Genomic DNA, 12,327 nt, shown 5'->3' with positions numbered 1-12,327 from the left:
CGAGTTCACTGCGGTGGTGACTCGGGCCCCGTCGGCGTCTCCGCGTCGTCCGTGAAGGCGGGTGCGGGCCGTTCCGCGCGGTCGAGCAGCCCCGTGCGCGCCGCGAGCGCCGCGGCCTCCAGACGGGATCCGACGCCCAGCTTCATCAGGACGCGCTGCACGTGCGTGCGCGCCGTGCTGGGCGCGATCCCCATTCCCGCGGCGATGAGACGGGTGTCCTCGCCGTCCGCGACCCGCACCAGGACCTCGACCTCGCGCGGCGTCAGCATCTGCAGCAGCCGCTGCCCCTCGTCGTCGGGCTGCGCGGCCGGATTGAGCAGCTCGCTGAACGCGCCCTGGAGCAGTTGCGGCGCGACCGCCGCCTCACCGGCTCTCGCCTTCATGATGGCGCGCTCGACGCCTTCGATGCGCTCGTCATGGCGTACGTATCCCGAAGCACCCGCGGCGAAGGCCGCGGCGATGCCGCGCGGACTCGGCACCGGGCCGAGCACCACCACGGCGACCTGCGGCCGCTCCCGCTTGATCTTCACGACCGGATCGAACATGCCGGCCTCCGCCGGCGTCGCCGTGCCGAGCAGGCAGACCTCGGGGGCCCGGCTGATGACCAGCTCCGCCGCCCCTGCCGCGGGCGCGGCCGCGGCGAGCACCCGGTGTCCACGCAGCTTCAAGGCCGAGGCTAGTGCCTCGGCGAGCAGTCGGTGGTCGTCGACCACCATGAGTCGCACACCCATCGAGCAACCCCCCACTTTCCCCCACGGATCCCCCACGGATCGAGGGCCCCCCGGCCCCACGCCCACTCATCCCCCGGAAGCTACACGCTTGTTCGACGCTGCGCGCCCCCTACCGGCGATAAGCGGCCCGGAATGCCGAAATCCCGGCCACATACGAGTGGGAGGGAGCACGTGCGTACGGAACGGCGCACGCGCGAGACGAAACGGCCCCGCTCCTCATCGGGAACGGGGCCGTCCGGTGCGTACGCGGAGGTCAGGAGACCTACTGGGCGACGAAGCCCAGGGCCGTGTACTCCTTCTCGTCCTTCGAGTACGGCTTGCTGATCAGCTCCTTGCCGAGGTACAACCTGCCGTCGGTGTAGAGGAGTTCGTTCGATTTGGGGACCATTCCGCTGATGGCGCTGCCGACGGACTCGGCCGCGGGGGTCTCCAGGAGCTTGGTCTCCTTCATCGTCTTGCCGTTGATGGAGACGACCTGGGCGCCCTTGTCGTAGCCCGCGTCCTTGTAGGCCAGGATGTTGCCGCCGTCCATGCGGATCGGGAACATCTCGCCGTCCTCGCCCGCGTCGGCACGGTCACCCGTGGTCTTGCCGGTGGCCAGCGAGAACGCGATGATCTCGTTCGTCTGGCTGTAGCCGTCACCACCGCCGTCGTGCTGGCGGGTGGGGACGTAGAGCTTGTCGTTGCCCACCGCAAGCGAGGTGCAGGCGTAGATGACGTTGACCTCGCAGTCGTGGTCGTACTTGCCGTCGGGCAGCGAGATCTTGGCGCGGAGCTTGCCCTGGTCGTCGAGCGAGAAGGCGTCCGTGACGCCGCTCGCGGTGATCTCCTGGGTGTCCTGGCCGAAGACGACGGGGCGGGTCGAGATGATCTTGGCGTTGTCGACGCCCGGCGTCACCGGGTACGTCCACTTCGACTTGCCGGTCTTGGCGTCGAGGAGCTGGACCTTCAGCTTCTCGTCGCCGTAGTCACCGCACTTCTGGACGGCGACGAGCTGCTCGCCGCCCGCGTAGCCCTCGTCCTGGCACTCCTTACCCGGGGTGGGCTCCCACAGGTGGTCGCCCGACGTGAGGTCGAAGGCCGCGCCGCCGGCGCTGGATCCGGCCGCGACGGTGCTGCCGCTGATGGTGACCTCCTGGACGCGGGCGGCCATGCTGCCCTCGTCGATGGTCTCCGTCCAGAGCTTCTCGCCGTCCGTCAGGTCGACCGCGGAGATCTGTGAACAGGTCTTGTGGTCGCCCTTCTTGGTCCGCTTGCCCTCTTCGTAGGCGACCGCGACGATGCCGTCCTTGGTGACCTCGCGCGAGCTCGCGCACGTCTGCCCCTTCAGCGGCAGCGTCCACAGTTCCTTGCCGTCGGACGGGTCATAGCCGACGATCTTGTTGACGCCCGCCTTGGCGTAGACGTCCTCGGTGAGCCAGGAGCCCTTGATGCTCCAGACGTCGTCCTTGGGGACCTCGGGCTGCGGGAGCTGCATGGAGACGGTGGCGCTGGTGTTGGCCGGCACCTTCTCCTTGCCGGGGCCACTCGGGCCCTGCTCGTCGCCGCCCTTCTGCTCCTCGTCGCCGCCCTCGCCGCCACCGGTCGAGCCCTCGGAGCTCGCCTCGGTGTCGTCCTTCTGCGTCGAGGCGTAGTAGACACCGCCGCCGACGATCAGGGCGATCGCGACGACCGCACCGATGATGATCTTCATCTGGCCGCTGAGCTTCGAACCGCCCGAGCCGCCGGGGACGCCCGCCTGCGGAGCCATCGGCATCGTGCCGGGCTGCTGGTAGGCGCCGTACGGGGCCTGCTGGCCGTACGGCTGCGTCGGCTGGTTGTACGGCTGCGTCGGCTGGCCCGGGTAGCCGTAGCCCTGGGGCTGGCCGGGGGGCGGGGTGCCGGGAGCCTGCGGTGCCTGCGGGTAGCCGTAGTTGGGCTGGCCCTGCGGCGGCGGGGGCGGCGTCGGCGGCTGGGCGGGCGGCGGGGTCTGCGGGTAGCCGTAGGACGGGTCCTGAGGCTGGTCCTGCGGCTCGGGCGCCTTGCCGAAGCCCACCGGCGGGGGGTCCTGCGGTGCGCCGAAACCGCCGGGCGGCGGGTCCTGGGGGGCGCCGAACCCGCCCTGCGGGGGCTCGTTGGGCGGCTGGGGCGGCTGGGTCATGACGTCGATTCCTTGGGGACGAGAGATGAACTGAGCGACGAGGAGGGCGCGGGCGCCTGCCCGACGGAGAAGATCACTTGCCGTAGGCCAGCATCAGCTTCTCCTGGCCCTTCGCGCTGCCCGAGAGCCGCGTGGTGGAGATGTAGAAGCGACCGTCCACGTAGTCGACGTCCTTCGAGTAGAAGCCGCTCTCGATCTCAGCGGTCCCCTCGGGGTTCTTCAGGAGCGTCTTCGGCTTGTGCGAACCCGAGAGCGGGATCGAGACGACCTGGCCGCCGGAGTCGTACGAGGGGTTGACATAGGCGATGAGCGAACCGCCGTCCATCTTCATCGGCAGCATCGATTCCTCCAGCGGCGACTTCACGCGCCAGGCCTCCTTGCCGGTGGCGAGGCTGATCGCCACGACCTCGTTGGCTCCGGAGGTCGCCTCGGTCGGAAGGTAGAGGTTCTTGTCGTCGGTCGTCGCGCCCAGGCAGCCCTGCAGACTGCCGCCGAGGAACGTCGAGCCGCCGCACTCCGGCGCGAACTTCTCGTCAACGCCGACCTCGGAGCGGGTGTCACTGCTGTTGGGCTTCAGCGTGGTGATGTTCCACTGCTTCTTGTCCTCGTTGGTGAGGTAGACGATCGTCGGGCTCTCGGAGTAGACCCGGCCGATCTGCCAGCCCTTGGGGAACTTCTTCGTCCACGCGGCCTTGCCGGTCTTCGGGTCGATCTGCTGGAGCTCGTCGTGCTCCGTGGAGGAACCGGCACCGCACGACAGGGCGCGGAGCATCTTCTTCCCGCCGGTGAAGCCGCTGGGGAAGCAGGTGCCCTCGTCCTTCTTCTCGGAGACGAAGAGCTCCTTGCCGTCGCTCATCCGCAGCGCCGTGCCGGACTGGGAGCGGCCGACCATCAGCGTGTCACCGGTGATGGAGAGGTCGACGTTGAGGGACATGTCGAAGAGCCCCTCCTCCTCGACCGGCTTCGTCCAGCCCTTGGCACCGGTCTTCAGGTCGACGACCCGGACCTGGCTGCACTTGGCGTCGTCCTTCTGCCCGTCCTTGTACGCGACGACGATCTTGTTGTCGTCCGTGACCTGCGGGGTCGTGCCACAGATCTTCTGCGGGAACGTGACCGTCGGCCAGGCCTCCTCGCCCGTTTTGACGTTGTAGGCGGTGAGCTCCTTGTACGCCGCCTTGACGGCGATGTCGCCCTGGACCCACATGCCGTTGGCGTCGGCGCCCGAACCGGGCACCTTGGGCGCTTCCTTGTAGAAGAGCACCTTCGACTCGCCGGGCTGGCGGCCCGCGTTGAGGTCCTCCTTCTCGCCCTCCCCGTCGCCACCGCCGTCGCCCGGGTTGACCGGTGCGGACTCGCTGGCCTTGGGGTCGTCGCTCTTGCCGGCGGTGTGCTTCTTCTTACTGCCGCCGTCGTCACCGCCGACGACCGCCCAGGCGACACCGCCGATGACGAGCGCCGCGGCCGCCACGGCCGCCACGATCAGACCGGGCTTGCCCTTGAAGGGGTTCTTTCCGCCACCGCCGCCGGGCGGGGTGCCGGGCACGCCGGGGCCGCCGGGGAACTGCTGCTGCGGGTAGCCGTACTGGGGCTGCTGGGCGTAGGGGCCCGGCTGCGTGGGCTGGCCGTAGGGACCCGGCTGACCGGGCTGCGTGGGCTGGCCGTAAGGTCCGGGCTGGTTGTACGGTCCCGGCTGTCCCGGCTGTTGCGGGTAGCCGTAACCCGGCTGGGGTGCGGGCGGCGTCTGCGGGTAGCCATAGCCTGGCTGGGGCGCGGGCGGGGTCTGCGGGGCTCCCGACGGCGGGGCCGGTGGCTGACCGGGCATCTGCGGTGGCTGGCCCGGTGGCTGCGGAGCGGCTCCCTGCTGTGGATCCTGCGGTGCTCCGAAACCGCCGGACGGCGGCTGGTTGGGCGGCTGAGTCATCAGCGCTTCCCCCTTCACTGATTTTTCGGCACGCCAAGCGGTGCTCAGGCCGACCTTTCTATCACCCTGAGCGCCTGGCACAACTGACCGGTCCGCCCCCTGTTCCCAAGGGAGGACCGGCCCGTGATGCGTCCGTTACGAGACCTCTACGCGCTCTCCGCGAGCTCCAGCCAGCGCATCTCCAACTCGTCGCGCTCGCTGACGAGTTCACGCAACTCGGCGTCCAGTTTCGCCACCTTTTCGAAGTCGGTGGCGTTATCGGCGATTTGGGCGTGCAGCCACGTCTCCTTCGTGGACATCTTGTCCAGCTGCCGCTCGATCTTCTGGAGTTCCTTCTTCGCCGCGCGGGCGTCGGCGGAGGAGACCGCCGCCTTCTGCGGGGCGGCGGACGGCGCGGCGGACGCGGCGAGCGGCGCCGACGGGACGCCCGCCTGTGCCATCCGCTTGCGCCGCTCCAGGTACTCGTCGATGCCACGCGGCAGCATCCGCATCGTGGCGTCGCCGAGCAGCGCGAAGACCTTGTCGGTGGTGCGCTCCAGGAAGAACCGGTCGTGGGAGATCACGACCATGGACCCCGGCCAGCTGTCGAGGACGTCCTCGAGCTGCGTCAGCGTCTCGATGTCCAGGTCGTTCGTGGGCTCGTCGAGGAAGAGGACGTTGGGCTCGTCCATCAGGAGCCGAAGCAGCTGGAGCCGCCGCCGCTCACCGCCGGACAGATCACCGACCGGCGTCCACTGCTTCTCCTTGTTGAAGCCGAACGTCTCGCAGAGCTGCCCGGCGGTCATCTCCCGGCCCTTGCCGAGGTCGACCCGCTCACGCACCTGCTGCACGGCCTGCAACACCCGCAGCGTCGGGGAGAGTTCGGCGACCTCCTGCGAGAGGTAGGCCAGCTTCACGGTCTTGCCGACGACCACACGCCCCGCCTCGGGCTGTACGTCGCCGTCGGAGCGCTGCGCCTGCGCCATCGCCCGCAGCAGCGAGGTCTTGCCCGCGCCGTTGACACCCACCAGGCCGATGCGGTCGCCGGGACCGAGCTGCCAGGTCAGGTGCTTGAGCAGCACCTTGGGCCCGGCCTGGACGGTCACATCCTCCAGGTCGAAGACGGTCTTGCCGAGCCGCGTCGTCGCGAACTTCATCAGCTCGCTGCTGTCCCGGGGCGGCGGCACGTCGGCGATGAGTTCGTTGGCGGCCTCGATGCGGTACCGGGGCTTGCTGGTGCGGGCGGGTGCGCCGCGCCGCAGCCAGGCCAGCTCCTTGCGCATCAGGTTCTTGCGCTTGGTCTCCTCGGTGGCCGCGATGCGCTCACGCTCGGCGCGGGCGAAGACGTAGTCGGAGTATCCGCCCTCGTACTCGAAGACGGATCCACTCTGTACGTCCCACATGCGCGTGCACACCTGGTCCAGGAACCAGCGGTCGTGGGTGACGCAGACGAGCGCCGAGCGCCGCGTGCGCAGGTGCTCGGCGAGCCAGGCGATGCCCTCGACGTCCAGGTGGTTGGTCGGCTCGTCGAGCACGATCAGGTCGGGCTCGCCGATGAGCAGCTTCGCCAGCGCGATACGGCGCCGCTCGCCACCGGAGAGCGGACCGATGACGGTGTCGAGGCCCTGCGGAAAGCCCGGCATGTCGAGCCCGCCGAACAGGCCGGTGAGCACATCCCGGATCTTGGCGCTGCCCGCCCACTCGTGATCGGCGAGGTCACCGATGACCTCGTGCCGCACGGTGGCCTCGGGGTCGAGGGAGTCGTGCTGGGTGAGCACGCCGAGCTGCAGCCCGCCGTTGTGCGTGACCCGCCCGGAGTCCGCCTCCTCCAGCTTGGCGAGCATGCGGATGAGGGTCGTCTTCCCGTCTCCGTTGCGCCCCACGACGCCGATCCGGTCCCCCTCGGACACGCCGAGGGAGACACCGTCGAGCAGGGCACGGGTGCCGTACACCTTGCTGACTGCCTCGACATTGACCAGGTTGACGGCCATTAACGCTCCAGGGAAGGGGATCGATCGACCTCCAGCGTAGTCGCCCGTACGGGACGGCCATCGCCCGCTCCTGGGTGCCTGGACGATCACCCTTTGTGATGACGGTCTGCGGAAACGGCGGCTACCGTTGCGGGACAGGCCGAAGAATCCCGTACATGGGAGGAACCATGACCGCCGAGTCCCTGCACGACGGGTGCCGCTGGCCAGTACCACCGTTGGACGGCTACACCGTGGACGACCTGTTCACGCTGCCTGATCTCCCGCCGCACACAGAGTTGCTCGACGGGAGTTTGGTCTTCGTGAGTCCGCAGCGGGATTTCCACACCATCGCCATCGACCTCTTGGTCAACGGGCTGCGCCGCACATCGCCGCGAGAGCTGAAGGTCAGACGCGAGATGACCGTCGTGCTCGACAAGCGCAACGGCCCGGAGCCCGACATCTCCGTCGTCCGCTCAGAGGCCGTCACCAGCCGGGCCCTGACGCGCTACGCAGCCGCTGACGTCACGCTCGCCGTGGAGGTCGTGTCCCCCGAATCCGAGGCCCGCGATCGCGACACCAAGCCCCACAAATACGCCGCGGCGGGGATCCCTCACTTCTGGCTCGTCGAGATGACGGGCGACGACAGCCACCCAGTGGTCCAGGTCTATCAACTCGGTGGCGTCACCGGCACGTACGCCCTGACCGGAATCCACCACGACCACCTCAAGATCAGCGTCCCGTTCGACGTCGACATCGACCTCACCGCCATCGACGAGCTGTAGGCGCCCGCTCCACAAGGAGCCACCCGAGCAACGCCATCCCCACCGCGACCGGCGCCGTCACCCGCACCGCGATCAGCAGTGCCGTACGCCCCTCGAGAAGTCCCCCGAATCCGACCATCGAGAGGCCGAGCACGCCGAAGAGGCAGAGCGTGACGCCCACGGCCGCTGCCGGACCCGAGGCGGCACCCGGCGCCGCACTCATCACCTTCCTTGCCGTGCCCGGATTCTCGAAGCGCCGGAACACCGCGACCAGCACCCCGGTGACCACCACCGCGGCCCCCATCCGCAAGGGAACCTGCACCCACCACTCCCCCGTGGCGGGCTCCGGCAGCGGCACGTCGGCGGCGATCAGCACCCCGTACACCCCGAGCATCGCCGTCAGGTGCCACAGGAACGCCGTCATCGAGACCCCGTTCGCCGCCACCACGCCCCGCCACACCCGCGGGCGCTTGAGCCACCGCGTCGCGGGTCCCCGCAGCAGCTCCACCGCGCCCACCAGCCAGACCCCGTGGCAGAGCAGGGCGAAGGTCGGCGGTGCCATGTTCGAGACGCGCTCGCCGGGCATGCCCACCATCGAGAGGGGATACGGGCCGAGGGCCACCAGGGCCGCGGCTCCCGCGAGGCCGGCCACCGCCATGGCCGCGGGCACCCGCACCCGCAGCCTGCCGTCCGCCCGCAGGAAACCGAGCTGATGCACGGCGAGCCACACGAAGGCGAAGTTGAGGAACTCCACGTACGGGACGCCGAAGGCGAAGCGCGCCACGTCCACCGCACCCGCGGCAAGAACCAGAGCGCCGAACGCGCCCCACCCGTACCGCTCGTGCAGCCTCAGCAGCGGCGGCGTGAAGGCCACCATCGCCAGGTAGATGCCGATGAACCACAGCGGCTGGGCCACGAGCCGCAGCGTCACATCCAGCAACGCACCACGCTCGCCCAGGAGTTGGACAAGGAGCGCGGCAGCTCCCCACACGCCTATGAACACCATCGTCGGCCGCAGCAGCCGTTGCAGCCGTGCCCGCAGGAACGCCGAGTAGACGCAAACGCCGGGAGCCTTCCGGCTCAGGGAGCGGTACGAGAGCGCGTGCGAGAAGCCGCCGACGAAGAAGAACACCGGCATGATCTGCAGCGCCCAGGTGAGCAGTTGGAGGTCGGGCACGACCGCGAGGAGGTTGCCGACCTCGGTGCGGCCGTCGTCCCCGACGGTCACCGCCGCCATCAGCCAGTGGCCGACGACGACCGTGCCGAGCGAGGCGACCCGCAGCAGGTCGATGTACCGGTCACGCCCGGTGGGCGTCTTCTCGGCCAGTTCGCGAACGCTTGATCCCATGTACGTACGGTCGCGCGCACCGCGGGCCCGGCGTCAGCGCTCACGTACTCAGATCCGCGCCTGAGTACCCGCGCTCCTAGAGCAGCGTGGCGCCCGGCGCCGGAGAGTCCGCCACCCGCGCGGTGCGGCAGGTGCCGGAGGCCGCAAGCGCTTCGGCGACCTGTCGCGCGGACTCGGCGTCCGCCGCCAGGAACGCCGTCGTGGGCCCGGATCCGGAGACCAGCGCGGCCAGGGCGCCCGCCTCCGTGCCCGCGGCGAGGGTGTCGGCGAGCGAGGGGAAGAGAGACAGAGCCGCGGGCTGGAGATCGTTGGCGACGGCGCCGGCGAGAGCCCGGACGTCCCCCTCGCGCAGGGCATCGAGGAGCGCCGGGGACGCCTTCGGGTCGGGAGCGTCGGGGGTCAGCCGGTCGAACTCGCGATAGACCGCGGGCGTGGAGAGCCCGCCGTCGGCCACCGCGAACACCCAGTGGAAGTTGCCGCCGACCTCCAGGATCTCCAGCTTCTCGCCACGCCCCGTGCCGAGCGCCGCCCCGCCCACCAGGCTGAACGGCACATCGCTGCCCAACTCGGCGCAGATGTCGAGGAGTTCCTCGCGCGAGGCATCCGTCCCCCACAGCGCGTCGCAGGCCAGGAGCGCGCCCGCGCCGTCCGCGCTGCCGCCGGCCATGCCGCCCGCGACGGGGATGTCCTTGGCGATGTGGATGTGCACATTGGCCGTACGTCCATGGCGCGCGGCAAGGAGCTCGGCGGCCCTGGCCGCCAAGTTCGTGCGATCCAGGGGGACTTGCGCGGCATCGGGCCCGGAGCAGGTCACGCGAAGCTCCTCGGAGGGCGTCACGGTGACGTCGTCGTACAGCCCGACCGCGAGAAAGACATTGGCAAGGTCGTGAAAGCCGTCCGCGCGCGCGGCGCCCACGGCGAGCTGGACATTGACCTTCGCGGGAACGCGGACGGTCACACTCACGAAGCGGCTCCCTTGTGCTCGGCGATCCGCGCGAACTCTTCCACAGTCAGCGCCTCGCCGCGCGCCTGTGGCGAGACTCCGGCGGCGACGAGGGCCGCCTCGGCCGCTGCCGCCGAGCCCGCCCATCCGGCGAGGGCGGCGCGCAGGGTCTTGCGACGCTGGGCGAAGGCCGCGTCGACGACGGCGAAGACTTCCTTCTTCGAAGCGGTGGTCCTGACTGGTTCGGTGCGGCGCACGAGCGAGACGAGGCCCGAGTCGACGTTCGGCGCGGGCCAGAAGACGTTGCGTCCGATGGAGCCGGCGCGCTTCACGTCGGCGTACCAGTTCGCCTTCACGGAGGGCACGCCGTACACCTTCGAGCCCGGTGCCGCGGCGAGGCGGTCGGCGACCTCTGCCTGCACCATCACGAGCGTGCGCTCGATGCTGGGGAAGGTGTCGAGCATGTGCAGCAGGACCGGCACGGCCACGTTGTACGGAAGGTTGGCGACCAGCGCGGTCGGGGCGGGGCCCGGCAGCTCGCGCACGAGCATGGCGTCGCTGTGCACCAGCGCGAAGGAGTCGGCCTTCGCGGGGAGGCGGGCTCCGATGGTCGCCGGCAGCGCACCGGCGAGAGCGTCATCGATCTCGACCGCGATCACGCTGTCCGCGGTGTCGAGCAACGCGAGGGTCAGCGAACCGAGACCGGGACCGACCTCGACGACCACATCCTTCGGGCCGACTTCCGCGGTGCGGACGATGCGGCGGACGGTGTTGGCGTCGATGACGAAGTTCTGGCCGCGCTGCTTGGTCGGGCGTACGCCAAGGGCGGCTGCCAGCTCGCGGATGTCGGCGGCGCCGAGAAGGCTGCCGGGCTCAGTGTTGCTCACCCCCCCAGGTTACGGGTCCTGGCCCCTGGGCCCCCACCAGCTGCCGGTGCCCCCGCGGCCACCTGACCGACCAAGCCTCCCCACCCACCCGCCCGATCACCCCGCATCCGACCCTGGACGAACAAGCTCTCCCGGCCACCCACCCGATTGCCCCGCAACGACCAGCGAACAGCCGCAGTCAGCAGCGCTCGTTACAACCGCCCCCCACAATGCGGCCAAGGACTGGCCCCCCGCTGCACGTACAGCTTCTTCGCACGGAACGTCTGCTCGCTCGCGGAAGCGTCCTGCGGGCGGCCCGAGCCGCCGAGGCCCTGCCAGGTCCGCGTATCGAACTGGTACAGCCCCCCGTACGTCCCCGACGGGTCCACCGCGTTCGGGCGGCCGCCCGACTCGCAGTGCGCCAGCGAGCCCCAGTTCAGGCCCTCCGCCCCCGCTACCGAGCTCGGACGCTGCTTCGTGCCGACCTTCACGATCTGCGTCTGCGGCTCCCGCACCACCTCCGACCGCAGCCGCCGCGGCTTCTGCTTGACGCCGTTGACCGTCCGCAGCGCGTACGTGATCCGGCGGGTCCCCTGGTGCCCCTGCCGCTCGACGACCTCCGTACCGGCGAACAGCGACGCGTCCCGCGTCCGCCGCACGTCGAACGGGATCGGCTCCTCGCGCACCTCCTTGCGCCCGGAGATCCGCATGACGGTGATCGTCTGCCCGTCGCGCGGAAAGCTGTCGGGCTGAACGGAGGTCGTGTCCTGGCCGTTCAGGCTGATCCCGGACTCCTCGACCACTTCCCGCACGGTCGCCGCGTTCGTACGGACGGTCCGCTCACGCCCGTCCGCCATGATCGTCACCGTGCGCTCGGTCCGTACGTCGAGATCGAGGCCGTCCCGCTCGATCCGCTTGCTCCGCGAGGCCGACAGATAGGCGCCATCGGCCCGCACCCCGAGCTGCCGCAGCGCCCCGTCCACCGTGCGTGCCGTCGTCCACACCTCGCGCCGCTGCCCGTCGAGGGTGAGCTTGACGGGCCGGCCGTAGCGGACGGCGATCTCGTCGCCGCTGGCCAGGGCCGTGCTCGCGGTCGGCGCCACGATGTCGTGCGTGCCGAAGTCCACGCCCTCGTCCTCGAGCAGCTCGCCCACGTCGTCCGCGAAGGTGTGCAGGGTCCGCGACTCGCCGTCGACACTCAGCCGCACGGCCTTGTCGTTGGCGACGAAGGCGGAGGTGCCGCCCGCGAGGAAGGCGACGACCAGCGCCTGCGGCAACAGCCGCCGCAACGACTCGGGCCGCTCGGAGGGGGCCTGCGAGCGCGGACCGGGCCGCGGCTTCGTCTTCTTGCGCCGGGCGGCCCGCCGCGCCTCGGCCCGCCCTCCGTCGGGGATGACCACCGTGGCCTGCCGGGGGAAGAACTCCGGCTCCGGCTCGTGCTCGGGCTCCGGCTCATAGGTCGTGCCGCCCCCATAGGACGTCTCGTAAGACGTCGCGTACTGCGGCGACTGCGGCGCATGACTCACGACGACGCTCCAGCGTTCTCGTTCTGGTCCGGATCGGGCGAGGCGGACCAGAACCTAGCGGAGCAACCGTCACTCTCCAAAGCAGCGCGACTACGCAGTGTCGTGGCGCTGCCCTGAACCGCGGGGGTATGGGCGTTATCGG

At 70.3% G+C, this 12,327-nt stretch carries 9 protein-coding genes; 1 reads left to right on the top strand and 8 read right to left on the bottom strand.

The window, feature by feature from the left end; genetic code table 11:
* Positions 1-5 precede the first annotated feature (5 nt).
* The 4 genes from ACZ5WE_RS33595 to ACZ5WE_RS33580 form a co-directional block, all read right to left on the bottom strand.
* Positions 6-731 (bottom strand): helix-turn-helix transcriptional regulator, encoded by a 726-nt coding sequence (locus ACZ5WE_RS33595; RefSeq protein WP_467689456.1) that lies wholly within the window; start codon positions 729-731, stop codon positions 6-8.
* Between the two features lie 262 nt (positions 732-993).
* Positions 994-2,871 (bottom strand): outer membrane protein assembly factor BamB family protein, encoded by a 1,878-nt coding sequence (locus tag ACZ5WE_RS33590; protein ID WP_467689457.1) that lies wholly within the window; start codon positions 2,869-2,871, stop codon positions 994-996.
* A 73-nt stretch (positions 2,872-2,944) separates the two neighbouring features.
* A complete protein-coding gene (locus ACZ5WE_RS33585; RefSeq protein WP_467689459.1) occupies positions 2,945-4,792 on the bottom strand; it encodes an outer membrane protein assembly factor BamB family protein in 1,848 nt (615 codons plus the stop codon).
* A gap of 146 nt (positions 4,793-4,938) precedes the next feature.
* Complete coding sequence (locus ACZ5WE_RS33580; RefSeq protein ID WP_467689460.1) at positions 4,939-6,762, bottom strand: ABC-F family ATP-binding cassette domain-containing protein; 1,824 nt, start codon at positions 6,760-6,762, stop codon at positions 4,939-4,941.
* 167 nt (positions 6,763-6,929) lie between these two features.
* Here ACZ5WE_RS33580 and ACZ5WE_RS33575 point away from each other — a divergent pair, with 167 nt between their 5' ends.
* Complete coding sequence (locus tag ACZ5WE_RS33575; protein WP_467689810.1) at positions 6,930-7,523, top strand: Uma2 family endonuclease; 594 nt, start codon at positions 6,930-6,932, stop codon at positions 7,521-7,523.
* Here the strand turns inward: ACZ5WE_RS33575 and ACZ5WE_RS33570 are convergent.
* The 4 genes from ACZ5WE_RS33570 to ACZ5WE_RS33555 all read right to left on the bottom strand — a co-directional run bounded on the left by ACZ5WE_RS33570 (position 7,501) and on the right by ACZ5WE_RS33555 (position 12,185).
* The gene (locus ACZ5WE_RS33570) at positions 7,501-8,850 is read right to left on the bottom strand and encodes an acyltransferase family protein (RefSeq protein WP_467689461.1); all 1,350 of its coding nucleotides are present in this window, start codon (positions 8,848-8,850) and stop codon (positions 7,501-7,503) included. The genes ACZ5WE_RS33575 and ACZ5WE_RS33570 overlap by 23 nt on opposite strands.
* Before the next feature lie 76 nt (positions 8,851-8,926).
* Positions 8,927-9,814, bottom strand: coding sequence for a 4-(cytidine 5'-diphospho)-2-C-methyl-D-erythritol kinase (locus ACZ5WE_RS33565; protein WP_467689462.1), 888 nt, complete (start codon positions 9,812-9,814; stop codon positions 8,927-8,929).
* On the bottom strand, positions 9,811-10,680 hold the full coding sequence (rsmA, locus tag ACZ5WE_RS33560) for a 16S rRNA (adenine(1518)-N(6)/adenine(1519)-N(6))-dimethyltransferase RsmA (protein ID WP_467689464.1): 870 nt from the start codon (positions 10,678-10,680) through the stop codon (positions 9,811-9,813). Before rsmA ends, ACZ5WE_RS33565 begins: the two co-directional genes overlap by 4 nt.
* A 191-nt stretch (positions 10,681-10,871) precedes the next feature.
* Positions 10,872-12,185, bottom strand: a complete 1,314-nt coding sequence (locus tag ACZ5WE_RS33555; RefSeq protein WP_467689465.1) for a ubiquitin-like domain-containing protein — start codon at positions 12,183-12,185, stop codon at positions 10,872-10,874.
* Positions 12,186-12,327 lie beyond the last annotated feature (142 nt).

The organism is Streptomyces sp. NPDC033180, assembly GCF_055577645.1.
This window is presented reverse-complemented; position numbering and strand designations above follow the sequence as displayed.

Excerpts from the sequence above, each read along its gene's own strand:
- ACZ5WE_RS33575 (WP_467689810.1), top strand. The coding sequence starts at position 6,930 with ATGACCGCCGAGTCCCTGCACGACGGGTGCCGCTGGCCAGTACCACCG.
- ACZ5WE_RS33590 (WP_467689457.1), bottom strand. The coding sequence starts at position 2,871 with ATGACCCAGCCGCCCCAGCCGCCCAACGAGCCCCCGCAGGGCGGGTTC.
- ACZ5WE_RS33595 (WP_467689456.1), bottom strand. The coding sequence starts at position 731 with ATGGGTGTGCGACTCATGGTGGTCGACGACCACCGACTGCTCGCCGAG.
- ACZ5WE_RS33585 (WP_467689459.1), bottom strand. The coding sequence starts at position 4,792 with ATGACTCAGCCGCCCAACCAGCCGCCGTCCGGCGGTTTCGGAGCACCG.
- ACZ5WE_RS33580 (WP_467689460.1), bottom strand. The coding sequence starts at position 6,762 with ATGGCCGTCAACCTGGTCAATGTCGAGGCAGTCAGCAAGGTGTACGGC.
- ACZ5WE_RS33570 (WP_467689461.1), bottom strand. The coding sequence starts at position 8,850 with ATGGGATCAAGCGTTCGCGAACTGGCCGAGAAGACGCCCACCGGGCGT.